Annotated in this window: 24 protein-coding genes and 1 riboswitch; of the genes, 12 read left to right on the top strand and 12 right to left on the bottom strand. The window is 71.5% G+C overall.

Going from position 1 to position 24,069, the window contains the following annotated elements; all coding sequences use genetic code 11:
• The first annotated feature begins 2 nt into the window (after window positions 1-2).
• A complete protein-coding gene (locus ACWF79_RS23495; RefSeq protein ID WP_453730098.1) occupies window positions 3-944 on the top strand; it encodes an ROK family glucokinase in 942 nt (313 codons plus the stop codon).
• 73 nt (window positions 945-1,017) lie between these two features.
• The gene (locus ACWF79_RS23490; RefSeq protein ID WP_453730097.1) at window positions 1,018-1,761 is read left to right on the top strand and encodes an endonuclease/exonuclease/phosphatase family protein; all 744 of its coding nucleotides are present in this window, start codon (window positions 1,018-1,020) and stop codon (window positions 1,759-1,761) included.
• Between the two features lie 55 nt (window positions 1,762-1,816).
• On the opposite strand, the gene ACWF79_RS23485 is transcribed toward ACWF79_RS23490, so the two are convergent.
• A complete protein-coding gene (locus ACWF79_RS23485; RefSeq protein WP_453730096.1) occupies window positions 1,817-2,479 on the bottom strand; it encodes a hypothetical protein in 663 nt (220 codons plus the stop codon).
• Window positions 2,472-3,254: an alpha/beta hydrolase gene (locus ACWF79_RS23480; protein WP_453730095.1), complete on the bottom strand. Its 783-nt coding sequence runs from the start codon at window positions 3,252-3,254 to the stop codon at window positions 2,472-2,474. Before ACWF79_RS23480 ends, ACWF79_RS23485 begins: the two co-directional genes overlap by 8 nt.
• Window positions 3,255-3,481: 227 nt before the next feature.
• Here ACWF79_RS23480 and ACWF79_RS23475 point away from each other — a divergent pair, with 227 nt between their 5' ends.
• The 5 genes from ACWF79_RS23475 to ACWF79_RS23455 all read left to right on the top strand — a co-directional run bounded on the left by ACWF79_RS23475 (window position 3,482) and on the right by ACWF79_RS23455 (window position 8,385).
• The gene (locus ACWF79_RS23475; protein WP_024755589.1) at window positions 3,482-4,213 is read left to right on the top strand and encodes a lysophospholipid acyltransferase family protein; all 732 of its coding nucleotides are present in this window, start codon (window positions 3,482-3,484) and stop codon (window positions 4,211-4,213) included.
• A gap of 33 nt (window positions 4,214-4,246) precedes the next feature.
• A complete protein-coding gene (gene macS / locus ACWF79_RS23470) occupies window positions 4,247-5,458 on the top strand; it encodes a MacS family sensor histidine kinase (protein WP_453730094.1) in 1,212 nt (403 codons plus the stop codon).
• On the top strand, window positions 5,455-6,138 hold the full coding sequence (locus tag ACWF79_RS23465; RefSeq protein ID WP_453730093.1) for a response regulator: 684 nt from the start codon (window positions 5,455-5,457) through the stop codon (window positions 6,136-6,138). Before macS ends, ACWF79_RS23465 begins: the two co-directional genes overlap by 4 nt.
• 120 nt (window positions 6,139-6,258) lie before the next feature.
• Complete coding sequence (locus ACWF79_RS23460) at window positions 6,259-7,287, top strand: 6-phosphofructokinase (RefSeq protein ID WP_453730092.1); 1,029 nt, start codon at window positions 6,259-6,261, stop codon at window positions 7,285-7,287.
• Between the two features lie 99 nt (window positions 7,288-7,386).
• Window positions 7,387-8,385 (top strand): 2-hydroxyacid dehydrogenase, encoded by a 999-nt coding sequence (locus ACWF79_RS23455; RefSeq protein WP_453730091.1) that lies wholly within the window; start codon window positions 7,387-7,389, stop codon window positions 8,383-8,385.
• Here the strand turns inward: ACWF79_RS23455 and ACWF79_RS23450 are convergent.
• From ACWF79_RS23450 to ACWF79_RS23440, 3 genes are all read right to left on the bottom strand, one after another.
• On the bottom strand, window positions 8,382-10,250 hold the full coding sequence (locus tag ACWF79_RS23450; RefSeq protein ID WP_453730090.1) for an anthranilate synthase family protein: 1,869 nt from the start codon (window positions 10,248-10,250) through the stop codon (window positions 8,382-8,384). The two genes, ACWF79_RS23455 and ACWF79_RS23450, sit on opposite strands and share 4 nt — an antisense overlap.
• 98 nt (window positions 10,251-10,348) lie before the next feature.
• Window positions 10,349-10,405: a trp operon leader peptide gene (locus tag ACWF79_RS23445; RefSeq protein WP_401433111.1), complete on the bottom strand. Its 57-nt coding sequence runs from the start codon at window positions 10,403-10,405 to the stop codon at window positions 10,349-10,351.
• 105 nt (window positions 10,406-10,510) lie between these two features.
• A complete protein-coding gene (locus ACWF79_RS23440; protein ID WP_453730089.1) occupies window positions 10,511-13,291 on the bottom strand; it encodes an N-acetylmuramoyl-L-alanine amidase in 2,781 nt (926 codons plus the stop codon).
• Between the two features lie 156 nt (window positions 13,292-13,447).
• Between ACWF79_RS23440 and ACWF79_RS23435 the strand changes: the two genes are divergently transcribed.
• Window positions 13,448-14,800, top strand: a complete 1,353-nt coding sequence (locus ACWF79_RS23435; RefSeq protein WP_453730088.1) for a class II 3-deoxy-7-phosphoheptulonate synthase — start codon at window positions 13,448-13,450, stop codon at window positions 14,798-14,800.
• Window positions 14,801-14,930: 130 nt separating this feature from the next.
• Window positions 14,931-15,176, top strand: coding sequence for a (2Fe-2S)-binding protein (locus tag ACWF79_RS23430; RefSeq protein WP_453730087.1), 246 nt, complete (start codon window positions 14,931-14,933; stop codon window positions 15,174-15,176).
• Window positions 15,177-15,186: 10 nt separating this feature from the next.
• On the opposite strand, the gene bfr is transcribed toward ACWF79_RS23430, so the two are convergent.
• Window positions 15,187-15,663 carry a bacterioferritin gene (bfr, locus tag ACWF79_RS23425; protein ID WP_453730086.1) on the bottom strand — a complete coding sequence of 159 codons (477 nt, stop codon included), beginning with the start codon at window positions 15,661-15,663 and terminating at the stop codon, window positions 15,187-15,189.
• A 176-nt stretch (window positions 15,664-15,839) separates the two neighbouring features.
• Between bfr and ACWF79_RS23420 the strand changes: the two genes are divergently transcribed.
• Window positions 15,840-16,472, top strand: a complete 633-nt coding sequence (locus ACWF79_RS23420) for a sulfite oxidase-like oxidoreductase (protein ID WP_453730085.1) — start codon at window positions 15,840-15,842, stop codon at window positions 16,470-16,472.
• Between the two features lie 29 nt (window positions 16,473-16,501).
• Here the strand turns inward: ACWF79_RS23420 and ACWF79_RS23415 are convergent, their stop codons facing one another.
• The 6 genes from ACWF79_RS23415 to thiO form a co-directional block, all read right to left on the bottom strand.
• Window positions 16,502-17,014, bottom strand: a complete 513-nt coding sequence (locus ACWF79_RS23415; protein WP_453730084.1) for a DUF4396 domain-containing protein — start codon at window positions 17,012-17,014, stop codon at window positions 16,502-16,504.
• Window positions 17,015-17,096: 82 nt separating this feature from the next.
• A complete protein-coding gene (locus ACWF79_RS23410; protein WP_453730083.1) occupies window positions 17,097-17,948 on the bottom strand; it encodes a deoxyribonuclease IV in 852 nt (283 codons plus the stop codon).
• 6 nt (window positions 17,949-17,954) lie between these two features.
• Window positions 17,955-19,949, bottom strand: coding sequence for a Stk1 family PASTA domain-containing Ser/Thr kinase (gene pknB / locus ACWF79_RS23405; RefSeq protein ID WP_453730082.1), 1,995 nt, complete (start codon window positions 19,947-19,949; stop codon window positions 17,955-17,957).
• A 141-nt stretch (window positions 19,950-20,090) separates the two neighbouring features.
• Window positions 20,091-20,885 carry a thiazole synthase gene (locus ACWF79_RS23400; protein ID WP_453730081.1) on the bottom strand — a complete coding sequence of 265 codons (795 nt, stop codon included), beginning with the start codon at window positions 20,883-20,885 and terminating at the stop codon, window positions 20,091-20,093.
• A gap of 5 nt (window positions 20,886-20,890) precedes the next feature.
• Entirely contained in the window at window positions 20,891-21,091 is a 201-nt protein-coding gene (thiS, locus tag ACWF79_RS23395; RefSeq protein WP_453730145.1) for a sulfur carrier protein ThiS, read from the bottom strand.
• A gap of 14 nt (window positions 21,092-21,105) precedes the next feature.
• The gene (gene thiO / locus ACWF79_RS23390) at window positions 21,106-22,272 is read right to left on the bottom strand and encodes a glycine oxidase ThiO (protein WP_453730080.1); all 1,167 of its coding nucleotides are present in this window, start codon (window positions 22,270-22,272) and stop codon (window positions 21,106-21,108) included.
• Window positions 22,270-22,382: riboswitch (TPP riboswitch) on the bottom strand. (Overlaps the previous gene by 3 nt.)
• 53 nt (window positions 22,383-22,435) lie before the next feature.
• On the opposite strand from thiO, the gene ACWF79_RS23385 reads away from it, so the two are divergent.
• Both ACWF79_RS23385 and ACWF79_RS23380 read left to right on the top strand, forming a co-directional pair.
• Complete coding sequence (locus ACWF79_RS23385) at window positions 22,436-22,777, top strand: hypothetical protein (RefSeq protein ID WP_453730079.1); 342 nt, start codon at window positions 22,436-22,438, stop codon at window positions 22,775-22,777.
• 28 nt (window positions 22,778-22,805) lie between these two features.
• Window positions 22,806-24,020, top strand: coding sequence for an NAD(P)/FAD-dependent oxidoreductase (locus tag ACWF79_RS23380; RefSeq protein WP_453730078.1), 1,215 nt, complete (start codon window positions 22,806-22,808; stop codon window positions 24,018-24,020).
• Window positions 24,021-24,069 lie beyond the last annotated feature (49 nt).

The raw sequence follows: 24,069 nt of genomic DNA, 5'->3' as shown, positions 1-24,069 counted from the left end.
ACATGGGACTCACCATCGGCGTCGACATCGGCGGCACGAAGATCGCGGCCGGCGTGGTCGACGAGGAGGGCAACATCCTCGACACGCACAAGGTGCCCACCCCGCCGACCCCCGAAGGCATCGTCGACGCGATCTGCGCCGCTGTCTCCGAGGCCGGCAAGGGCCATCAGATCGAGGCTGTCGGCATCGGTGCCGCGGGCTACGTCGACGACAAGCGCGCCACCGTCCTCTTCGCGCCGAACATCGACTGGCGGCACGAGCCGCTGAAGGACAAGGTCGAGCAGCGGGTCGGCCTGCCGGTCGTCGTCGAGAACGACGCGAACGCGGCGGCCTGGGGCGAGTACAAGTTCGGCGCGGGCAAGGGCCACGAGGACGTCATCTGCATCACCCTCGGCACCGGCCTCGGCGGCGGCATCATCATCGGCAACAAGCTGCGCCGCGGCCGCTTCGGCGTCGCGGCCGAGTTCGGCCACATCCGGGTCGTCCCGGACGGCCTGCTCTGCGGCTGCGGCAGCCAGGGCTGCTGGGAGCAGTACGCCTCCGGACGCGCCCTCGTCCGGTACGCCAAGCAGCGCGCCAACGCCACGCCCGAGCGCGCCGAGATCCTCCTCGGCCTCGGCGACGGCACGCCCGGGGGCATCGAGGGCAAGCACATCAGCGAGGCCGCCCGCGCCGGCGACCCGGTGGCCGTGGACTCCTTCCGCGAGCTGGCCCGTTGGGCGGGAGCCGGTCTCGCCGACCTGGCGTCGCTCTTCGACCCGTCGGCGTTCATCGTCGGCGGTGGGGTCTCGGACGAGGGCGAGCTGGTCCTCGACCCCATCCGGAAGTCCTTCCGCCGCTGGCTGATCGGCGGCCAGTGGCGTCCGCACGCCCAGGTCCTCGCCGCCCAGCTCGGCGGCAAGGCCGGTCTGGTCGGCGCGGCCGACCTGGCCCGCCAGGGCTAGCCCGCACACTCGACGTCCACCCGCCCGTCGCGTCCCCTGGGGAGCGGCGGGCGGGTGTCGTATGTTGCAGGGCATGGCGATCACCCCGCTGCCCAACTCCCGCACCGAGGCGGACGATTCGGCCGTCGTCCGGGTCCTCAGTTACAACGTCCGCTCGATGCGGGACGACGAGGACGCCCTCGCCCGGGTCATCCGGGCCTGCGCGCCCGACCTCGTCTTCGTCCAGGAGGCGCCCCGCTTCTTCCGCTGGCGCAAACACGCGGCCCGGCTCGCCGCGAAGAGCGAACTCGTCGTGCTCGGCGGCGGCGCGACGGCCGCCGGCCCGCTCCTGATGTGCTCGCTACGGGCCACCGTGGAACACACGGAGGACGTGCTGCTTCCGCTCACCCCCGGGCTGCACCGGCGCGGCTTCGCCACCGCCGTCGTACGGTTCGTCGGCGCCCGGGTCGGCCTGATCAGCTGCCATCTGAGCCTGCGCGGCGACGAGCGGTACGCCCAGGCCGGGATGCTCCTCGACCGGGTGGCCGGCCTCGACGCCCCGCACACGATCGTGGCCGGCGACCTCAACGAGCGCCCCGACGGCAGGAGTTTCACCCGCCTGACGAAGGAACTCCAGGACGGCTGGGCCGTCAGCCCCTGGGGCGGCGAGTACACCTCGACCCCCGCCGACCCGCACCAGCGCATCGACGCGATCCTGGCGACGCAGGGCGTCGAGTTCCTCGGCTGCGGCGTCCCCCAGGACCTCGACCCCGCGGACCTGCGCGCGGCGACGGACCACCTTCCGGTCCTGGCAGCCGTACGCATCCCGGCGTCCTGACCCCGGCCAGGGCGGCGGGTCTCCCCACCGCCCGGCCGGTGGCCGCGCCGGGCGGTCACACCACGGCGCCGCGGCCCGGGTCGTCGTAGCCGTCGTCATCGTCGTCGTGCTTCATCCGGGCGACCAGCGTCGCGAAGCCGCCCAGGAAGCCGCCCACGCACACGGTCGTGAGCCACCACGTCATGTCCCACTGGAGCAGCACGGCGAGGAGCAGCAGCACCGGGCCGCCCACCACGCCCAACCACGCGAACTTCGTCGCGGCGTCCGCCTCCGGCAGCGGCGGCGGCTCCGGCGGGACGAAGTGGCCCTCGCCGTCGTCGTCGTCCTTCTTCTCCGCCTTGCCCGTCCTCTTGCCGTCGGCCTCGGCGGACTCGGCGTCCGGGTCCGCCAGCGAGTAGTCCCGGGGGCCGCCACCGCCGACGCCCACGCCGACCCCGGGCGCGAAGACGATCGAGCTGCCGAGCGCGGGCTTCACGGGCCCGTCCCCGTCGTCCTCTTCCTCGTCGTCGACCTCGTCGCGCGCGTCGGCGTCGGCATCCGCGTCGCCCTCGTCCTCGGCGTCCACCGGCTCCGGAAGCGCCAGGTCCTCGACCGAGCGGAACGGCCTCGATCCCGGCGGGTCCGCCGGCTCGTCGCCGTACCCGGCGACGATCGCGGCCCAGGCCGCCTCCTCGTCGATGGGCTGCGGGTCGCGCTCCCCGTCCTGCTGCTCAGCCACCGCTCGTGCTCCCCTTCTCCCCGACGACGTCCGGAGCGAGCCGGCCCACGAACGCCCAGCTCTCCTCGAAGATCCGCTCCGCGTCGTGGTCCAACGTCGCCACGTGGTAGCTCTGTTCCAGCAGGATCTCCTTCACGTCCGTGGACGAGATCCGGCTGAGCACCCGCGCCGAGTCGGCCGGCGGGACGACGTGGTCCTGGGGGCTGTGCAGCAGCACCACCGGCTGCGTGACCTGCGGCAGCTCCGCGTCCACGGTCCGGAAGAACTGACGCAGGGAGTGCGCCGCGTGCAGGGGCACCCGGTCGTAGCCGATCTCGACCACGCCCTCCTTGGCGATGTCGCTCGCGATGCCGTTCGTCGTACGGACGAAGTGGCGGACGACCGGCAGCGCGTGCGCCGCGACGCCGTGCACCTTGTTGCCCGGGTTCACCAGGACCAGGCCCCGCACCGCGTCGCCGTGCTTGGCCGCGAGTCGCAGCGCCAGCGCCCCGCCCATGGAGAGGCCGAAGACGAAGACCTGCTCGCAGCGGGCCAGCAGGTCGCGGAGCTCCCGGTCCACCTCCGCGTACCAGTCGTGCCAGGTGGTGAGGGCCATGTCCTCCCAGCGCGTGCCGTGCCCGGGCAGCAGCGGAACCGACACCGTCAGCCCGCGCTCGGCCAGGTACTCGCCCCAGGGGCGCATCGACTGCGGGGAACCGGTGAATCCGTGACAGAGAAGGACGCCTGCCTTGCCGCCCTCGTGGCGGTACGGCTCGGCTCCAGGAAGGACCGGCACCGGGGTCTCCTGTTCGGGGGTTCGGCTTCGAGGAGGGCGGGGCTTCCGACGAAGCGCGGGCGAAAAAGGGGAAGGCCTTCACGGTACGCGACCGGACCGACACCCGACCAGGTCCGAATCCACGAACGTGCCCCGTCCTCGGCCGCACCGGCGCAGGTGGGCGGGAAAAGGCGGGATAAGGTCTGTCCGACGGCACACGGAAGGTACTCGAGTTGATCTACGGCGCAATGAAGTTCTCCATCGGAGGGTCACTGAAGCTCGCCTTCAGGCCGTGGGTGGAGGGCCTCGAGAACATTCCCGCCGAGGGGCCGGCGATCCTCGCGAGCAACCACCTGTCCTTCTCGGACTCCTTCTTCCTGCCCGCCGTCCTCGACCGCAAGGTCACCTTCATCGCCAAGGCCGAGTACTTCACCTCGCCCGGTGTGAAGGGCAAGCTCACCGCCGCCTTCTTCAAGGGCGTCGGCCAGCTCCCCGTGGACCGCTCCGGCGCCCGCGGCGCGGGCGAGGCGGCGATCAAGGCCGGCATCGAGGTCATCGAGAAGGGCGGGCTCTTCGGCATCTACCCCGAGGGCACCCGCTCGCCCGACGGCCGGCTCTACCGGGGCAAGCCCGGCGGCCTCGCGCGCGTGGCCCTGGCCACCGGCGCGCCCGTGATCCCGGTCGCCATGATCGACACGGAGAAGATCCAGCCGCCCGGCAAGGTCGTCCCGAAGCTGATGCGCCCGGGCATCCGGATCGGCAAGCCGCTGGACTTCACCCGCTACCAGGGCATGGAGGGGGACCGCTTCATCCTGCGCTCGGTGACCGACGAGGTCATGTACGAGATCATGAAGCTGTCCGGCCAGGAGTACGTCGACATCTACGCGACGGCCGCCAAGCGTCAGATCGCGGATGCCGAGAAGGCCGCCAAGGAGGCCGTGAAGGCCGAGATCGCGGCACGGGAAGAGTCCGGCGCCTGACCCCTTCGGGGAGAGCGCCCGGGGGTGGGGGAGATGGCCAAGCGCGAGCGTGTCGTGCGGATGTCGGTGGAGCAGCCGTTGTGGCGCGCGCTCACGGCGTACCGCGTCCTGACGATGATCTACGCCGTCCTGATCTTCGTCTTCGGCCGGGACCGCTACGAGCGCCCCTGGGTCGCCGTCGCCTTCCTCGCCTTCCTGTTCGTCTGGACGCTGGCGACTTTGCCGAAGGTGGCGAACGCGACCGGCTGCACCAAGCGCTTCCTCGTCGCCGACCTCACCATCGCCCTCACCGGCATCCTCCTGACCCCGCTCGCCGACGCGCACGCCCGCTCGGTGGACAGCCCCACGCTGCCGTCGATATGGACCGCGGGAGCCGTCCTCGCGTACGCGATCAAGGGCGGCTGGCGCTGGGCCGGCTTCGCCTCCTCACTGGTCGCCGTCGCCAACATCGTCGAGCGCGGCCACCCCACGCGGGACACCCTCCACAACGTGCTGCTGGTCTGGGTGGCGTCGATCGCCATCGGGTACGTCGTCGAGGTCGCCCGGGCCTCCGAGCGCACCCTCGCCCGCGCCCTGGAGATCGAGGCCGCGACCCGGGAGCGGGAACGGCTCGCCCGGGACATCCACGACAGCGTCCTCCAGGTCCTCGCCATGGTGCAGCGGCGCGGCACCGCCCTGGGCGGCGAGGCCGCCGAGCTGGGCCGGATGGCGGGGGAGCAGGAGGTCGCCCTGCGCACCCTGGTCGCCGGCGGACTGGCTCGGCCCTCGTTCGTCTCCGAGGACGAGTCGCAGGGGGCGGTGGTCCGGATCGTCGAGGAACCGGACGAGGACTCGCCGGTCGACCTGCGGGCGCTGCTCGCGCCGCGTGCCGGGGCGCGGATCACGCTCTCGGACCCGGGCGCCCCGGTCCTGCTGCCGCCGGCCGCCGCCCGCGAGCTGGCCTCCGCCGTCGGCGCGGCCCTGGACAACGTCCGGGTGCACGCGGGCGAGGAGGCCCAGGCGTGGATCCTGGTCGAGGACTGGCCGGACGAGGTGATCGTGACCGTACGGGACGACGGCCCGGGCATCCCCGACGGGCGGCTCGCGCAGGCCGAGGGCGAGGGGCGGATGGGAGTCGCCCTCTCCATTCGCGGCAGACTGCGGGACCTGGGCGGCACGGCCGAGCTGTTCTCGGTGCCGGGCCAGGGCACGGAAGTGGAACTTAAGGTCCCGAGGGACACACGGGGGAAGGCGGGAACGCGATGAGCGAGCAGCAGACCGAGCAGCGGATCAAGGTGATGGTCGTGGACGACCATCCGATGTGGCGGGACGCGGTCGCCCGCGACCTCGCCGAGGCCGGTTTCGACGTGGTGGCCACGGCGGGCGACGGCGAGCAGGCCGTGCGCCGCGCCGGGGCGGCGGGCCCGGACGTTCTCGTCCTGGACCTCAACCTGCCCGCCAAGCCGGGCGTCCAGGTCTGCAAGGAGCTGGTCGGCGCCAACCCCGCGCTGCGGGTCCTGGTGCTCTCCGCGAGCGGCGAGCACGCCGACGTCCTGGAGGCGGTCAAGTCCGGTGCCACCGGCTATCTGCTGAAGTCGGCCAGCACGGCCGAGCTGATCGACGCGGTGCGCCGCACGGCCGTCGGGGACCCCGTGTTCACGCCCGGCCTCGCGGGCCTGGTCCTCGGCGAGTACCGCCGGCTCGCCTCCGAGCCGTTCCCGTCCGCCGGCGCCGACGAGCCCAACGCGCCGCAGCTGACCGAGCGCGAGACCGAGGTGCTGCGGCTCGTGGCCAAGGGCCTGAGCTACAAGCAGATCGCCGAGCGGCTGGTCATCTCGCACCGGACGGTCCAGAACCATGTGCAGAACACCCTCGGCAAACTCCAGCTGCACAACCGGGTGGAGCTCGTCCGCTACGCCATAGAGCGGGGACTCGACGACGCCTGAGCCGTGACCGGCCCGCCGGGGCCGACGCGGACAATTCACTCTCCGTGCCGTGTCGAAGTGACCCACGTCACTACTAGCGTGGGCCGGACACCCCGTCCGCCACGGCGAAGGAGAGGCTCCATGCGCGTCGGCGTACTGACCGGAGGCGGCGACTGCCCCGGTCTCAACGCGGTCATCCGCGCCATCGTCCGCAAGGGCGTCCAGGAGTACGGCTACGAGTTCACCGGGTTCCGCGACGGATGGCGCGGCCCCCTGGAGGGCATCGCCGTACCGCTCGACATCCCCGCCGTCCGCGGCATCCTGCCGCGCGGCGGCACCATCCTCGGTTCCTCCCGCACCAACCCGCTCAAGGCCGAGAACGGCATCCGCCGGATCAAGGAGAACCTCGCCAAGTACGAGATCGACGCCCTGATCGCGATCGGCGGCGAGGACACCCTCGGAGTCGCCGCCCGACTGGTCGACGAGTACGGCGTGCCCTGCGTGGGCGTACCGAAGACCATCGACAACGACCTCTCCGCCACCGACTACACCTTCGGCTTCGACACCGCCGTCGGCATCGCCACCGAGGCCATCGACCGCCTCCACACCACCGCCGAGTCCCACATGCGGGTCCTGGTGGTGGAGGTGATGGGCCGTCACGCCGGGTGGATCGCCCTGCACTCGGGCCTCGCCGGCGGCGCCAACGTGATCCTCATTCCTGAGCAGCGCTTCGACCTCGACCAGGTCTGCGCCTGGGTCACCTCGCGCTTCCAGGCCACGTACGCCCCGATCGTGGTCGTCGCCGAGGGCGCGATGCCCAAGGACGGGGACATGGTCCTCAAGGACGGCACCCTCGACTCCTACGGACACGTCCGGCTCTCGGGCGTGGGCGAGTGGCTCGCCAAGGAGATCGAGCGCAGGACCGGCAAGGAGGCCCGCACCACGGTCCTCGGCCATGTGCAGCGCGGGGGCACGCCCAGCGCCTTCGACCGCTGGCTCGCCACCCGCTTCGGGCTGCACGCCATCGACGCGGTCCGCGACGGCGACTGGGGGCAGATGGTCGCGCTGCGCGGCACCGACATCGTCCGCGTCCCCATCGCCGAGGCCACGGCACGGCTGAAGACGGTCGATCCGGCGCTGTACGCGGAGGTCGGGGTGTTCTTCGGCTGAGCGGGCCGGCCGGGCGTTCCCGCCGGTCACGCGGACCGCTCCCGGGGCCCGTATATTCGCCGGTACCAGACAATTCCGGCAAACCCCCGGGAGGGGTCCGTGGACATCCTGGCATTCGGTGTACAGGCCGACGAGAAGCCGCTGATCGAGAAGGCCTTCGCGGGACACCACGACGTCCGCTGCCTGGACGTCTTCCTCACCGAGGACACGGCCCGCATCGCGTCCGGCTACGAGGCCGTCTCCACCAGTGTCAACGCCGACCTCGGCAGCCGTGTCCTGCGGACCCTCGCCGCCGGTGGGACCAGGTTCGTCGCCCAGCGCTCCACGGGCTTCAACAACATCGACCTCGACGTGGCCGCCCGGCTGGGCCTCACCATCGCCCGGGTCTCGTACTACTCCCCGTACTCCGTCGCCGAGTTCGCCTGGACCCTGGCGATGACCGTCAACCGGCGGATCGTCCGCGCGTCCAACCGGACCCGTGACTTCGACTTCCGGCTCGACGGGCTGATGGGCCGGGACCTGCACGGCCGTACGGTCGGCGTCCTCGGCACCGGGAAGATCGGCGAGGCGTTCACCCGGATCGCCCACGGCTTCGGCATGAACCTCCTCGGCTGGGACCTCGCCGAGAACCCCGCCTGCGTCGAACTCGGCATGAAGTACGTCGAGAAGGAGCAGCTCCTCGCCGAGGCCGACCTCGTCAGCCTGCACGTGCCGCTGCTCCCCGCGACCCGGCACCTCCTCGACGCCGCCGCCCTGCGGACGATGAAGGACGACGCCATCCTGGTGAACTCCAGCCGGGGCGGCCTCGTCGACACCGAGGCCCTGGTCTCCGAACTCCGCGCGGGCCGGTTCACCGGGGTGGGGCTCGACGTGTACGAGGCGGAGGCGGGGCTCTTCTTCCTCGACAGGTCCCTGGAGGTCGTCGAGGACGACACCCTGGCCCGCCTGGTGACCTTCCCGAACGTCGTGGTCACCTCCCACCAGGCGTACTACACCGTCGACGCGGTCGGCCAGATCATCGACACGACCCTCCAGAACGTCCTCGACTACACCGAGGGCCGGCGCAGCGAGAACGTCCTGGTCCCGGCCGCTTCCTAGACCAGTACGCCCGCGAGCAGGGAGGCCGTCAGCGCCGCCCCTTCCCTCGTCAGCACGGACTCGGGGTGGAACTGGACGCCGGCGAAGCCCGGCCCGCGCAGCGCGTGGACCTCGCCCGTCTCCTCGTCCCGGCTCACCTCGATCCGGTGCAGGGCCAGTTCGGTGGCGGTGCGCTCGTCGCAGCGGGCCGTGAAGCTGTTGTAGAAGCCGACGGTCTGCTCCTGCCCGAAGAGGTCGATCCGCACCTGCGCCCCCTGGAACGGGGTGCGCTTGCGGACGATCTCCAGGCCCAGTTCGGCCGCGATCAGCTCGTGGCCGAGGCAGACCCCGAGCAGGCCCTGCCGGTGGTTCCGTACCAGATCGGCGGTGAGGCCGCGCAGGAAGCGCATCTTGGGGTCGGCCGCGTCGCCCGGGTCGCCGGGCCCCGGGCCGAGCACCACCGGGCCGTCGTGGGCGAGCGCGAACTCCCGCAGCCCCGGCTCGTCGTACCGGACCACCGAGACCTCCAGACCCGAGGAGCGCAGCAGGTGCGCGAGCATCGCGGTGAAGGTGTCCTCGGCGTCGATCACCAGCGCGTGGCCCGTCAGCTCGGCCGACCTCACCTGCATCCGCAGCCAGAACGGAGCGAGGTCGGCCCGCCGGGCGTCCAGTGCGGCCCGCACCCGCGGAGCGTCGGCGAGCCGGGGCGTCACCGGCGACTCGTCGCGCGGACGCCCCTCCCGCACGCCGAGGGCCGCGAGGACCCCGGCCGCCTTCGCGTGCGTCTCGGCGACCTCGCCCGCCGGGTCGGAGTGCCGTACGAGCGTGGCGCCGACCGGCACCCGCAGCGCCCCGTCGCGGGAGATGTCCGCGGTCCGGATCAGAATGGGGGAGTCCAGGGTCTGCGCGCCGTTCTCGTCCGTGCCGAGCAGCGCCAGCGCCCCCGCGTAGTAGCCCCGGCCGGTGGGCTCGTGGCGTTCGATGACCCGGCAGGCGTTCTGCACCGGCGAGCCGGTGACCGTCGCCGCGAACATCGTCTCCCGCAGCACCTCCCGTACGTCGAGGGAGGAGCGGCCCCGCAGCTCGTACTCGGTGTGCGCCAGGTGCGCCATCTCCTTGAGCCGTGGTCCGATCACCACGCCGCCCATGTCGCCGACCGTGCACATCATCTTCAGCTCCTCGTCGACCACCATGGAGAGCTCCTCGGTCTCCTTGCGGTCGGCGAGGAAGGCGAGCAGATCCTCGGCGGTCGGCGCCGCGCCCGCCGGGTAGCGGAAGGTCCCGCTGATCGGGTTCATGACGACCGTTCCCCCGGCCATCCGCACGTGCACCTCGGGGCTCGCGCCGACCAGGGTCCGCTCCCCGGTGTGGACGACGAAGGTCCAGTACGCGCCCCGCTCGCCCGCGAGCAGCCGCCGGAACAGCGCGAGCGCGTCGGCGCGCCCGAAGCCCGGGATCTCGCCGGTGAACGTCCGCCGGATGACGAAGTTGGCGCCCTCGCCCGCGCCGATCTCCTCCTCGACGACCCGCCGCACGGTCGCGGCGTACGCCTCGTCCGACACGTCGAACCCGCCGCCCTCCACCCGTACGGCATGGTCCGGCAACTGGTCGAGCGCGGCGGCGAGCGGCAGTTCGTGCGTCTCCTCGGCGACGAGGACCGACAGCGGGGTGCCGTCGTCGCGGACGTCGAAGCCGCGCTCACGGATCTGCCGGAACGGCACCAGGGCGAGCGTGGGCAGGTCGCCGACGGGCAGGTCGGCGAGGCGTTCGGCCTCGTGGACCGAGCCGATCAGCACCTCGACGGTGTCGTGGTCACGGCCGGGGGTGCGCCTGCGGAGCAGGGAGAAGGGCGGGCAGGGGTCTTCGAGGAGACGGGAGAGGTCCATGGGCGTGCGTCGTTCCTTCCGATGAGGAGAGGAACGGCCCCGGGAAACGGAGAAGGCCGCCCTCTCGGGCGGCCTTCGCGTGTCTGGGGTACGCGCAGTCAGTGGGCCGCCGGAGGAGCGGTCCACCACCAGTTCTGGGTCGTCTGCGCGAACATGCGAGCACTGTAACCCAGCAGGGCATGCGGAAGGGGCCCGGTTCACACCGTGAACGGTGCGAGCCGGGCCCCTCGGGCGGTTCTACGGAGCCACTGCTCCCCGGATCAGAAGATCAGGTTGTAGATCTGCCAGCCGCTGCCGACCTTGACGCGCGGGGCGTACGGGGCGGTGGCGCTGCCGGTGCCCTTGTAGTACCAGAGCGCTCCGGTGGTGTCGCGGCCGATGAGGTCGACCTTGCCGTCGCCGTTCAGGTCGCTCGGCCCGACGAGCTGGTTGTACGTCTGCCAGCCGCCGCCGACCACGACCCGCGCGGCGAACGGCGTGGTGGAGCTGCCGGTGCCCTTGTAGAACCACAGGTTGCCGGCGGTGTCGCGGGCGATGAGATCGGCCTTGCCGTCGGCGTTCAGGTCGCCGGTGGAGACGAGCTGGTTGTACATCTGCCAGCCGCCGCCGACGCGGACGCGCTTGGCGAACGGCGTGGCGGGGGTACCGGTGCCCTTGTAGAACCACAGGACGCCGGACTTCTCGCGGCCGATCAGGTCGGGTATCTGGTCCCCGTCCAGGTCACGGGTGCCGAGGATCTTGTCGTAGATCTCCCAGCCGCCACCGGTGCGCAGCCTGGCCTTGAACGGCGCGGAGGGGTTGCCGGTGCCCTTGTAGTACCAGAGGACGCCGGCCGAGTCCCGGGCGACCATGTCGCCGGTGCCGTCCGCGTGCAGCGCGGTCATCGGCGTGACGGCGTTGTACATGTTCCAGCCGCCGCCGACGCGGTAGCGGGTGAGGAACGGCTGCGTGGCGTTGCCGGTGCCCTGGTACTGCCAGAGGACACCGGAGGCGTCACGGGCGAGCAGGTTGTAGCGGCCGGCGGCGGAGACGGGCGCGACCGCGGGGGCCTCGGTGACATCGGTCGCCTTCACCCACGCCATGCGGTGGTTGTACCTGATCGGGATGTACTCGTCGGTGCCCACGACGTTCTTCTGGGAGCTGCCGAACCAGTCGTCACCCTTCATCGCGGGGCCGGCCTTCACGTACGCCTGGCCCGCGGGGAGCGAGTACTTCGTGAAGTAGGCGCCCGGGTCCGACGGCGGGGCCTCGCCGGCCGCGGTGTAGGCGGCGGTCTCGGGGAAGGAGCGTCCGTAGATCCGGGCCGTGACGCCGGCCTTGGCCTTGATCACGGTCGGGGAGTCGGTGACCGGGGCCGTGTACTGGCCGCCGGGGTTGTAGAACCAGGCCTTCTGCCCGCCGTACCAGATCGCGGTCCAGTCGTTGCGGGCTTCGGCGACGACGTATGTGCCGCCGGCGCGGACCTTGTTCCCCCAGTTCGGTCCGTCACTCCACACCACGTTGGGGATGTACGGGTCCTTGATGGGCGTCGCGGTCGACGCGGTGGTGTACAGGTAGCCGAAGTTCGCGGGCCGGGCGGCGACGGTGCTGCCGCCGTACGTGATCTTGGGCTGGTTCGCCGTGGTGAACGGCGGTACGACACGGACCAGCTGACCGGCCTTGAGCAGGCCGCCGGCGCCGCCGGCGCCCGTCGGGGCACCCATCAGCGACATGTAGTGGTTCCAGTCCCAGAACGGGCCCGCGTCCCAGTGCATGCCGGCGATCTTGGCGTCGTTGTATCCCGCCACTTCGTCGTGGCCGATGATGTGCTCGCGGTCGAGCGGGATGCCGTACTTGGCCGCGAGGAACTTCACCAGCGCGGCGGAGGACTCGTACTGCGGCTCCGTGTACCAGCTGCCCGCCTTGATGGCGTAGCCCTCGTGCTCCACGCCGATGGCGTGCGAATTGGTGGTCCAGTTGCCCGCGTGCCACGCGATGTTCTTGTTCTCGACCATCTGGGTGACCAGACCGTCCGAGGCACGGATCAGGTAGTGCGCGCTGCCCTTGGCCGTCGCGCTCTGGAACGTGGCGATGGTGCCGGCGTAGCTGCCCTCGGTGTCGTGGACGACGATCTGCCGGATGTCGACACCGCCGGCCGGGCGAGGGGCGAGCGTGTAGTTGCGCTGTCCCGTGCTCGGGACCTCGGCCGGGATGTAGTTGCACTGCAGGCCGGACGGGCACTCGGGCGTCGGCGTCGCGGTCGTCGCCGCGAAGCTCGCGGCCAGCGGCACCTCCGACGGCTTGACCGGCTCGACCGACGGGTCGGCCGGCAGGACGACCTGCTCGCCGTCCGTGGTGAGCTCCCGCTCACCCGTCTTGATCGATTCGAAGACGCGCTTCGCGAAGAGGTCGGCGCCCTTCTTGTCCGGCGACTCGCTGTAACGCGCCACAGCGGCGTACCACTGACCCGGGTCGTCCGGCAGGTCACCGGTCGCCTGCTTCTGGTACTCCGCGAGCAGTGCCGCACCGGCGCGGATGCTCTCCCCGGTGTCGTTCTTCAGGGTCTCGGCGGAGCCGTCGATCAGCCCGGCGGCCTTGTCCAGCGTGTGCAGCCGCGGATCGTCGGTGTCGACGGTCTCCTTCGGCAGGCTGCGCAGCGCCTTGGCCTTGTCGAAGGTCTTCTCGATCTCCTCCTTGCCGCTGGCGTTGAGGTGCGCGAGGCGCTCGTCGTCGTCGTGGACCGCGACGTCCTCCGGGTCGACGTCCGTCAGACCCATGACGTTGTACGCGCCGCTGGTGCTCGGCTCGCCGTTGTGCGACTCCCACCGCGTCAGTCGGTACGACACGGCCATCAGCACGCTCTGCGGAACGTCGAACTCATCGGCGGCCGATGCGAACTGCGCCTGCAGTGACGATTCCCCGCCCGCCTTGCCGTCCGAGGAGCCCAGCACGCCCGGCGATGCCACGGCGATCGTGCCGATCGTCGCGGTGGCGACGACAGCGGCCGCCGCGCCGTACAGCAGCCTTCTCTTCTTGCGGTCCTTGCGGTGCCCTTGGCTCACGCCCACCCCTGTGAAGTATTTAGGCCTCAGATGTTTAAACGCGCGTGAGGGTAACACCACCCGAAGGCGTGGCGATCGCCGCCGGACATTCCGGGCGCGCGTCTCAGCCATTGGGCGGCGCGATGGACAGAGCGCCGGACACCGTAATGTGGTGGTGTGACCGTGAACGCTAAGACCACCGCAACCGGTGGCAACACCTGGCGAGACCTTCCCGCGGCGCAGCAGCCCGAGTACCCCGATGCCGAGGCTCTGCGCGATGTGATCGCGGACCTCGAGTCGTATCCGCCGCTCGTCTTCGCGGGCGAGTGCGATCAGCTGCGCGCCCGCATGGGAGCCGTCGCCCGGGGCGAGGCGTTCCTGCTCCAGGGCGGCGACTGCGCCGAGGCCTTCGACGCCGTGTCCGCCGACCACATCCGCGCGAAGCTCAAGACGCTGCTCCAGATGAGCGCCGTCCTCACGTACGCGGCCTCCGTGCCCGTCGTGAAGGTCGGCCGCATCGCCGGGCAGTACTCCAAGCCCCGCTCCAAGGGCACCGAGACCCGCGACGGGGTGACCCTGCCGACGTACCGCGGCGACTCCGTCAACGGCTTCGACTTCAACGAGAAGGCCCGTGTCCCGGACCCCGAGCGCCTGAAGCGGATGTACAACGCGTCCGCCTCCACGCTCAACCTGGTGCGCGCCTTCACCACCGGTGGATACGCCGACCTGCGCCAGGTCCACGCCTGGAACCAGGACTTCGTGAAGTCGTCCCCCTCGGGTCAGCGCTACGAGCAGCTGGCGCGCGAGATCGACAACGCGCTGAACTTCATGAAGGCCTGTGGCACCGACCCGGCGGAGTTCAAGGCCGTCGAGTTCTACGCCTCCCACGAGGCGCTGCTCCTCGACTACGAGGGCGCCCTCACGCGGACGGACTCGCGCACCGGCAAGCTGTACGACACCTCCGGCCACATGGTCTGGATCGGTGAGCGCACCCGTCAGATGGATCACGCCCACATCGAGTTCGCCTCGCAGATCGCGAACCCGATCGGCATCAAGCTGGGCCCGACGACCACCGTCGACGAGGCGCTGACGTACATCGACCGGCTCGACCCCGACCGCGAGCCCGGCCGGCTGACCTTCATCGTCCGCATGGGCGCCGACAAGGTCCGGGACAAGCTCCCGGAGCTGGTCGAGAAGGTCACCGCCTCCGGCGCGACCGTCGCCTGGGTCACCGACCCGATGCACGGCAACACCTTCGAGGCGGCCTCCGGCCACAAGACCCGGCGCTTCGACGACGTGCTCGACGAGGTCAAGGGCTTCTTCGAGGTGCACAAGAGCCTCGGCACGCACCCGGGCGGCATCCACGTCGAGCTCACCGGTGACGACGTCACCGAGTGCGTGGGCGGCGGCGACGAGATCTTCGTCGACGACCTGCACCAGCGCTACGAGACGGCCTGCGACCCGCGGCTCAACCGCAGCCAGTCCCTGGACCTGGCGTTCCTGGTCGCGGAGATGTACCGCGATCAGTAAGTAGCTTCGTACGACTGTGGGGCGCGGATCGCTGTGATCCGCGCCCCACGTCGTTCCCAGAGCTTTACACCTCGTGGGCGCCGGGTAAGGTTAGGTTAGCCTTATCGATCTCGGCGGGAGGTGAATCCGCGTGTACGTCTGCTCATGCTTCGGTGTCACCGAGAAGCAGGTCAAGGAACACGCGGATCAGGGTGCCTGCACGCCCCGCCAGATCGCGTCGGCCTGCAAGGCCGGAACCGACTGCGGATCCTGCGTACGGCGCATTCAGGCCATCCTCGGGCGCGGCAACTGCCCCCGACGCGAGCTCCTCGACCAGGGGATGCCCGCCCTGGCGGCGGACCTGCCCGAGCCGGAAGAGCTCTCCGAAGCCGCTTAGTGCCGCCTGGCTAGCTCGGCTGCTCGATCAGCGTCGAGATGTAGAGCGACTCACCCAGGTTCTCGATCAGCTCCAGCTGCGTGTCGAGGTAGTCGATGTGGTGCTCCTCGTCGGCCAAGATCTCCTCGAAGAGGTTGGCCGAGGTGATGTCGCCCTTGGCCCGCATGACCTCGATGCCCCGCTTGAGACGGTCGATCGCCTCGACCTCCACCTGGCGGTCCGCCTGGAACATCTCGGTCACCGTCTGGCCGACCCGTACGTGGAAGAGCCGCTGGTAGTTGGGCAGACCGTCCAGCATCAGGATGCGCTCGGTGAGCTTGTCCGCGTGCTTCATCTCATCGATGGACTCTTCGCGGGTGTACTTGGCGAGCTTGGTCCAACCCTTGTTGTCCTGGATGCGGTAGTGCAGCCAGTACTGGTTGATGGCCGTCAGCTCGCCGGTCAGCTGCTCGTTGAGGAACTCGAGGACCTCGGGGTCGCCCTGCATCGCAGAGGCTCCTTCCACGCATGTCTAAGTCGTGACTGGGCAGGATGGCCGCATCCTTGCACCACGGATGGGGGGCGTCCAGTAAGTACAGGCTTAGTGGGAGTTGCCCCAAACCGGCCCTGCTGGGGAGGTTGGCTGGTCATGACCACCCCTCGCGGTCTGTCACCATGGATGACATGGGTCAGCCGGAGAGCGGGGTACACCGGGAAGCAGGGCAGTCGGATCTTCCGCCGGGACAGCGGCTGCAGCGCGGCTGGCCGGTCACCCACTACGGCCCCGTCCCCAAGTTCAAGCCCGACCGCTGGGAGTTCCGCGTCTTCGGGGCGACGGCGGACGGCGACAAGCGGTGCTGGAACCACGAGGAGTTCTCGGCGCTGCCGTTCGCGACGGTCGTGGCCGATCTTCACTGCGTGACGAAATTCAGCATGCTCGGGGCCGAATGGGGTGGGGTGCCCGCCAGGACGATCCTGGAGCTGGCCCCGCCGGCCGAGCAGGTCACGCATGTGATGGTCTGGGCCGAGTACGGCTTCAGCGCCAATCTGCGGCTCTCCGACTTCGCCTCCGAGCAGACGATCTTCGCCACCCACAAGGACGGTGAGCTGCTCACCGCCGAGCACGGCTTCCCGCTGCGGCTCGTGGTGCCGCACCTGTACGCCTGGAAGGGGCCCAAGTGGGTCCGGGGCGTGGAGTACATGACCGCCGATCGCCGCGGCTTCTGGGAGGAGCGCGGCTATCACAACCTGGGCGATCCCTGGAAGGAACAGCGGTACTCCTACCAGGAGGAGCCGGGGGACGGGCCGGAGCTCTGACGGCTGGGCCCGTACCCCCCGGGGGGTGCTCAGTGGTGGTACTGGTGGACCACCGCGTGGCCCTTGCCGCGGCCGATCATCCACTTGTTGACGGGTGTGGTGACCAGGAAGGCGACGAGGAAGGCGAAGGCCAGGGCGCCCCAGAAGAGCGCGTCCGACAGGTGCGCGTCCATCGCGCCGGGGACCAGGAGCAGGACCCCGTTGTCGACGATCTCCATGACGGCGATCGAGATCGTGTCGGCGGCGAGCGCGACGCCGACGGCGGCCTTCAGGGTCAGTCCCGCGCGGACGACCGCCCACAGGGTGAGCGAGTAGCCGAAGAAGAAGGCCAGGACGATGGCCAGGATCATCGTCGGGGCGTTGCCCCAGCCGAGCGCGGTGCCGATGATCATGCCGAGGACCTCGCCGATGGCGCATCCGGTCAGGCAGTGCAGGGTGGCCTTCATCGCCATGGGCCAGCTGGCCTTGCCGGGGGTGTGGCCGTGGTCGCCGTGGTGCGTGTGATGGTGGTGGTGGTGCTCGGTGTGCGGTTCGTGCTGCATGGGTTCCCCCAATGACCGGTGACGGTTCCTGCTGCCTTCACAGGAACCGTATACCCCCTAGGGGTATTCCTCAACGGGAATCTCAGTCTCGGAGCTTCTTCAGCCGCTCCACGTCCGCCACGTGGCCTTCCTTCCCGCCCGGCGTCTCGATGATCAGCGGTACGCCCTCGGTCGCGTGGTGCCGCATCAGCGCGCGGAACGGCTCCTCGCCGATGTGACCGGCCCCGATGTTCGCGTGCCGGTCCTTGTGCGCGCCGACGACGTCCTTCGAGTCGTTGGCATGGATCAACTTCAGCCGGCCCTCGCCCACCGTCGCCACCAGCTGGTCGAGCGTCTGCGTCATGCCGTGCGGCCCGGTCAGATCGTGGCCCGCCGCGAAGATGTGGCAGGTGTCCAGGCAGATCCCGAGCTTCGGGTGACGGTCGAGGGCATCGAAGTACGGGCCGAAGTCCTCGGCGCGCGAGCAGAGCGAGAAGCCCTGCCCGGCCGTGGACTCCAGGAGCAGGAACGGGTCGTCCGGGTGCGTCAGCTCGTCGAGCAACGGCCGCATCCGCTCCCGTACCTGCGCCAGCGCCTCCGCGCGCGGGCGGCCTCCGGTCGCCGAACCGGTGTGCACCACCACGCCCTTCGCCCCGATCTCGCGTCCCCGGCGCAGCGAGTGCCGCAGCGAATCGACCGACTTCTCCACGGTCGCCTCGGTGTGGGAGCCGAAGTTGATCAGGTACGGGGCATGAACCCAGGCCGACAGGGACTCGGCCTCGCACGCGGCGCGGAACAGCTCGTCCTGCGCCGGGTTGCCTGCGGGCGTGGCCCAGCCGCGCGGGTTGGCGACGAAGACCTGCACGGTCTCGGCGCCCAGGTCGCGGGCGTAGCCGAGACCGACCGTGGCGAGGCCGCCGGCCACGGGGACATGGCCGCCGACGGGGTTGCGCATGAGTTCTTACAGTCCCTTGATCGTGATGGTGACGGTGGAGCCCTCGGGGGCGGTGGTGCCGCCCTCGACCGACTGGCCGGAGACCGTGTCGCCGAGGAAGGGGAAGGTCTTCTGGACCTTCACCTCGAAGCCCGCGCCCTCCAGCTTCGCGCGCGCGGAGTCGGTCGACTCGCCCGTCACGTCGGGGACCTCGATCATCCGCGGTCCCTTGGAGACCGTGAGGACGATCCGGTCGCCCTTCGCGGCCCGGCTGCTCTCGGCGAGGGACTGGGCGGCGACCGTGCCGGCCGGCTGGGCGGAGTGGATCTGCTCGCCCGCGATCTCGACCTTGAGCCCGGCGTCCTGGAGCGTGCGGGTGGCGTCGGCGACCGCGTCTCCCGCCACGTCGGGGACGTCGATCGGGCGGCCCTTGCTGACCACCAGCGCCACGGCGGAGTCGGGGCTGCGCTCCGTGCCGGCCTCCGGGTCGGAGCTGATCACGGCGCCCTGCGCGATGTGCTGGCTGAAAGCCGTCGTGATCAGCCCGGTGGCCAGGCCCTCGTCGGCGAGCAGCTTCTTGGCCTGGGCGAGCGGCTTCCCCTTGAGCCGGGGGACCTTCACGATCTCCGGGCCCCGGGAGATGGTGAGCGTGACCGTGCCGTTGCCCCGGATCCGCTCGCCGGAGGCGGGGTCGGTGGCCATGACCGTGCCGCGCTCGTACACGTCGCTGAACGCCCGCTTCGTCGCGCCGACGTCGAGCCCCGCGTCCGTGAGCCGTTCGGTCGCCTTCGCCTCGGTCTGCCCGAGGACGGCAGGGACGCGCGTGAACTGGCCGGAATTGATGTACCAGACGCCCCCGCCGATGCCGAGCGCGAGCAGGACGGCGGCGACGACGAGCAGCGGTCCGCGCGGCAGGCGCCCGGCCCGGTCCCGGCGCACCGCCCTGTCCCCGCGCCCGGACCGGCCCTCCGGCCGGGGCTCGGGCGGGGGCATGGTCAGCCGGCTGGTGTGCTGGACGCCGTGCTCGGCCTCCCGCCGGCCCTCCGGGGGCATGACCCGCGGGATCACGCTGGTCCGGTCCTCCTGGGGCCCGACCCGCGGGATCACGCTGGTCCGGTCCTCCGACCCCGTGCGGTCCTCGGCGTGCGCCTGCGGCGGTACGGCGTCCAGCTGCTCGTCCCCGAGGGCCGTGCGCGCCTCCCGGGTCTGCGCGAGGAGCGCGACGGCGTCGTGCGGGCGGACCTCGGGGTTGCGGGCGGTGGCGCTCGCCACCAGCTCGTCCAGTTCGAGAGCGAGGCCGGGCACGGCCGCCGAAGGGGCCGGGACGTCGGTGTTCAGGTGCTGGTAGAGGACCTGGGCGGGGGTGTCACCGCCGTGCGGCTTGCCGCCGGTGAGCATCTCGTACAGGACGACACCGCAGGCGTACACGTCGGCGCGGGTGTCCGCCGTGCCGTGTTCGATCTGCTCCGGCGCCAGGTACGAGACGGTGCCCAGGACCGACCCCGTGGTGTTCGTGGCCGAGCCGACCGCCCGTACGAGACCGAAGTCGGCGACCTTCACCCGGCCGTCGTCCCCTATCAGGACGTTCTCCGGCTTCATGTCGCGGTGCACGAACCCGGCGCGGTGCGCGGCGCCCAGCGCGGCGAGCACCGGCTCCAGGATGTCCAGCGCGGCCCTGGGGCGCAGCGCCCCGCGCTCGCGCAGCACGTCACGCAGGGTGCACCCGGCGACGTACTCCATCGCCAGGTAGACGTACGCGCCGTCCGCGCCCTGGTCGAAGACGCCCACCACGTTGGGGTGGGAGAGCCGGGCGACGGACTTGGCCTCGCGGATGAACCGCTCGACGAACGCGGCGTCGGTGGCGAGGGCCGGGTGCATCACCTTGAGCGCGAGCACCCGGTCGAGGCGGGTGTCGACGGCCCGGTAGACCGTGGCCATCCCGCCGACGGCGACGCGCGCGTCGACGCGGTAGCGGCCGTCGAGCAGCTGCCCGACGAGGGGGTCCTGAAGGGTCGTGTCCACGGCCCCGAGTTTACGAGCCGGTGAGGACACCCCGTCCCCACCGGCCCCGACCGCAGCACACCTGTGACGCGACGCACGGCGGCCCTGTGACGTCGGCACGGCCCGGAATCCGCCCGACTGCCCAGAACTGCGCCCGACTGCCTAGAACGCCGGGCGCTCCGGGTCCAGGGCCGCCCGGCCGTCCGTGGGGGAGGAGGCCTCGGCGAAGTGGCGGCGCGGGATCCGGCCCGCCCGGTGGGCGAGACGGCCGGCCTCCACCGCGTGCCGCATCCCCTCCGCCATCAGCACCGGATCCTGCGCACGGGTCACCGCGGAGGCGAGCATGACCGCCGAGCACCCCAGCTCCATCGCCAGCGCGACGTCCGAGGCCGTCCCGGCCCCCGCGTCCAGGATCACCGGCACGCCCGCGCTCTCCACGATCAGCTGGAAGTTGTGCGGGTTGCGGATCCCGAGTCCGGAGCCGATCGGGGAGCCGAGCGGCATGATCGCCGCGCACCCCACGTCCTCCAGCTTCCGCGCGAGGACCGGGTCGTCGTTGGTGTAGGGCAGGACGATGAAACCGTCGTCCACCAGCGTCTCCGCCGCGTCGAGCGTCTCGATCGGGTCCGGCAGCAGGGTCCGCTCGTCGGCGATGACCTCCAGCTTGACCCACTCGGTGCCGAGCGCCTCCCGGGCCAGGCGGGCGGTCAGGATCGCCTCGCCCGCCGTGTAGCAGCCCGCCGTGTTCGGCAGGACACGGATGGAGAGCCGCTCCAGGACGGAGAGGACCGAGCCGCGCACGGTCGGGTCGAGGCGCCGCATCGCGACGGTCGTCAGCTCCGTACCGCTGACGTCGAGCGAGCGTTCGAGGATGTCCAGGCTGGGAGCCCCGCCCGTGCCCAGGATGAGCCGGGAGGAGAACTCCGTACCGCCGAGGAGGAAGGTGTCGTCGGACATCGTGCTCAGCCCCCCTGCACGGCGGTGAGGACCTCGATCCGGTCGCCCTCGCCGAGGACGGTCGCGGACCACTGGCTGCGCGGGACGACGGTCTCGTTGACGGCCGCGGCCACGCCGGACGGCGCGGCGGTCAACGTCGTGACCAGGGCGTCGAGGGTCGTGGGTGCGGCGATGACCCGTGCCTCGCCGTTGACGGAGACGTTCATCGACAGGTCGGTGCTCATACGGGCTGCTCCTGACGTACGGGGGAGAAGCGGCGGGGAGTGAAGGGGCGGGCCTCGTCCGGAAGCACGCCGGTCGTGAGGAGTTCGGCCATGACGTCGCCGGTGACCGGCGTGAGCAGGACCCCGTTGCGGTAGTGACCGGTGGCCAGGCGGAGGCCGTCCAGGGTGGTCGGGCCGAGCAGCGGGGCGTTGTCCGGCGACCCGGGGCGCAGGCCCGCCAGCGTCTCGGTGAGCGGCAGCTCGGTGAGGCCGGGGACGAGCTCGTGGGCGTCACGGAGCAGCTCGTAGACCCCGCCCGCCGTCACCGTGGTGTCCCAGCCCAGCTCCTCGCTGGTCGCGCCGACCACCAGCTCGCCGTTCTCGCGGGGGACCAGATAGACGTGGCTGCCGCGCACGACCGCCCGGACGGTCCGGGACAGGAACGGCGCGAACGCGGGCGGCACGGTGAGCCGCAGCACCTGGCCCTTGACGGGGCGCACGGGAGGCAGGACCTCCTGCGGTACGCCCGCGAGCCGGCCGCTGAGGCTGCCGGCGGCCAGGACGACCTGGTCCGCCTCCAGCGCGGAGCCGTCGGCGAGGGTGACGCCCGTGGCCCGGTCCCGTACCACCGTCAGCCGCTCGGCGAGGCCCCGGTGGAAGACCACCCCGGCCCGCTCGCAGGCGGTGACGAGGGCGGCGGCGAGGCGGCGCGGGTCCACCTGGTGGTCCCCGTCGACCCGCAGTCCGCCACGCACGCCCGGCGCCAGCATCGGCTCCAGGCGGCGGCACTCGCGTCCGCTGAGCCACTCCGACTCCAGGCCGCAGCGGATCTGCAGGGCGTGCAGATCGCGCAGATGGGCCCGGTCGTCGGCGTCGAGCGCGACGGCGAGCGTGCCGCAGGCGCGGTAGCCGACGTCGTGGCCCGTGGCGTCCTGGAGTTCGGTGACGAAGGCGGGGTAGCGGCGCGCGGAGGCGAGGTTGAGGGCGAGCAGGGTCTCCTCGCCGTAGTGGAGTTCGGTGACGGCGGCCAGCATCCCGGCCGCCACCCGGGCGGCCCCGCCGCCCGGCTCGGGGTCCACCACCGCCGTGGTCAGCCCGCGCTGCGCGGACCGCCAGGCCGTGACCAGGCCGATGATTCCGCCCCCGATGACGAGAACGTCGGATGTGCTGCATGTACGCGACATGGGCGTCCAGCCCCTCCCTTCGCCGGCATGACCCGGATCAGGTTCGTACGGTCGGAGGCCGGCCAGCCTCCCTCTCAGCCCGGTGCGTCCGGGCTCCCGCGAGTGCTCTACGTTGACGGTCAGCCTAACCCCCGCCTCCGACACCCGGTAAGGGAGCCTCGCAGTGGCGCGATCTCTTGACGGCCTGACACTCGCCCCCGTCGCCGACCAGGCCCCTGGCCAGGTCGGCACGCGGACGCGGTTCACGTACCACGAGCAGGACGGCCGGATCTGGGCCGAGTACGCGGGCGGTGACGTGGTGCGGGGGTTTCTCGTCGGCACGCGCGCGGGGGACCGGCTCGACTTCCGCTACGTCCAGGCGAAGTGGGACGGAACGACATCTTCCGGGCATTGCGTCTCCATCGTGGTGGAGCTCACTGACGGGCGCGTTCGGCTGGAGGAGAGCTGGGCATGGGAGTCCCAGGAGGGTTCCGGGACCAGCGTCGTGGAAGAGCTGCCTTCCTGACGGTGCGTCAGATCGTTAAGGTGATCAGGTGAGCGAGCAGAAGCAGGCACAGCAGCGGGTCGTCGTCGTGGGCGCCGGGATGGCAGGCGTCCAGACCGCCGTCGCCCTGCGCGAACAGGGGTTCACCGGGCAGGTCACGCTCATCGGCGCCGAGCCCCACCAGCCCTACGACCGGCCGCCCCTGTCCAAGGCCGTCCTCCTCGGCAAGGCCGAGGACTCCGCCTTCGACGTCGACTTCGAGGCCCTCTCCATCGAGCTGCGCCTCGGCCTCGACGTGACCGGGCTGCGCCCCGACGCCCACGAGCTCGACACCGAGGCCGGACCCGTCCCGTACGACGTCCTCGTCGTCGCCACCGGCGCCGAACCCGTCACGCTGCCCGGCGCCGAGGGTGTCCAGGGCGTCCACCTGCTGCGCACCCTGGACGACGCCGCCCGCCTCAAGCCCGTCCTGGAGCAACGCCACGACATCGTCGTGGTCGGCGCCGGCTGGATCGGCGCCGAGTTCGCCACCGCCGCGCGCGAGGCGGGGTGCGCGGTCACCGTCGTGGAGGCCGCCGACCGCCCGCTCGCCGGCGCCCTGCCGGCCGAGGTCGCCGCCCCGATGGCGCGCTGGTACGAGGAGAGCGGCGCCGAACTCCTCACCCACGCGCGCGTGGACCAGGTCGAACCCGGCACCGTCGTGCTCGCCGACGGCCGGCGGCTGCCCGCCGACGCGGTCGTCGTCGGCATCGGTGCCCGGCCCGCCACCCGCTGGCTCACCGGCTCCGGCATCGCCCTGGAGGCGGACGGCTCCGTCACCGCCGACGACCGGCTCCGCACCTCCCTGCCCGACGTGTACGCCGTCGGCGACTGCGCCTCCTTCCCCTCCGCCCGCTACGGCGCCCGGCTCCTCGTCCACCACTGGGACAACGCGCTCCAGGGCCCCCGTACCGTCGCGTCCGACATCATCGGCGAGACCCCCCAGGTCTACGACCCGGTGCCGTACTTCTGGTCCGAGCAGTTCGGCCGGTTCGTGCAGTACGCCGGACACCATGCCGGAGCCGCCGAGCTGGTCCGCAGGGGCGACCCGGCCGACCCCTCCTGGTCCGTGCTCTGGCTGCGCGACGGTGCCCTCGTCGCCCTGCTCGCCGTCGGCCGCCCCCGCGACCTGGCCCAGGGCCGCAAACTGATCGAGTCCGGCGCCCCCCTCGACCCCGAGCGAGCCGCCGACCCGACCATCCCCCTGAAAGCGGCACTCCTGTAGGGGGTGTCTCGTCGGTCAGGCCGGGCTCCCTGCGTCCTGGGGCCCGGCC

This window comes from Streptomyces sp. NPDC054975 (assembly GCF_053609105.1).
Note: the sequence above shows the minus strand (reverse complement) of the source record. Positions and strands in the feature narration are given on the sequence as shown.

Coding starts and splice junctions, on each gene's coding strand:
- ACWF79_RS23495 (WP_453730098.1), top strand. CDS start 3: ATGGGACTCACCATCGGCGTCGACATCGGCGGCACGAAGATCGCGGCC.
- ACWF79_RS23490 (WP_453730097.1), top strand. CDS start 1,018: ATGGCGATCACCCCGCTGCCCAACTCCCGCACCGAGGCGGACGATTCG.
- ACWF79_RS23475 (WP_024755589.1), top strand. CDS start 3,482: ATGAAGTTCTCCATCGGAGGGTCACTGAAGCTCGCCTTCAGGCCGTGG.
- macS (WP_453730094.1), top strand. CDS start 4,247: ATGGCCAAGCGCGAGCGTGTCGTGCGGATGTCGGTGGAGCAGCCGTTG.
- ACWF79_RS23465 (WP_453730093.1), top strand. CDS start 5,455: ATGAGCGAGCAGCAGACCGAGCAGCGGATCAAGGTGATGGTCGTGGAC.
- ACWF79_RS23460 (WP_453730092.1), top strand. CDS start 6,259: ATGCGCGTCGGCGTACTGACCGGAGGCGGCGACTGCCCCGGTCTCAAC.
- ACWF79_RS23450 (WP_453730090.1), bottom strand. CDS start 10,250: ATGGACCTCTCCCGTCTCCTCGAAGACCCCTGCCCGCCCTTCTCCCTG.
- bfr (WP_453730086.1), bottom strand. CDS start 15,663: ATGCAGGGCGACCCCGAGGTCCTCGAGTTCCTCAACGAGCAGCTGACC.
- ACWF79_RS23420 (WP_453730085.1), top strand. CDS start 15,840: ATGGGTCAGCCGGAGAGCGGGGTACACCGGGAAGCAGGGCAGTCGGAT.
- ACWF79_RS23415 (WP_453730084.1), bottom strand. CDS start 17,014: ATGCAGCACGAACCGCACACCGAGCACCACCACCACCATCACACGCAC.
- ACWF79_RS23410 (WP_453730083.1), bottom strand. CDS start 17,948: ATGCGCAACCCCGTCGGCGGCCATGTCCCCGTGGCCGGCGGCCTCGCC.
- ACWF79_RS23400 (WP_453730081.1), bottom strand. CDS start 20,885: ATGTCCGACGACACCTTCCTCCTCGGCGGTACGGAGTTCTCCTCCCGG.
- thiS (WP_453730145.1), bottom strand. CDS start 21,091: ATGAACGTCTCCGTCAACGGCGAGGCACGGGTCATCGCCGCACCCACG.
- thiO (WP_453730080.1), bottom strand. CDS start 22,272: ATGTCGCGTACATGCAGCACATCCGACGTTCTCGTCATCGGGGGCGGA.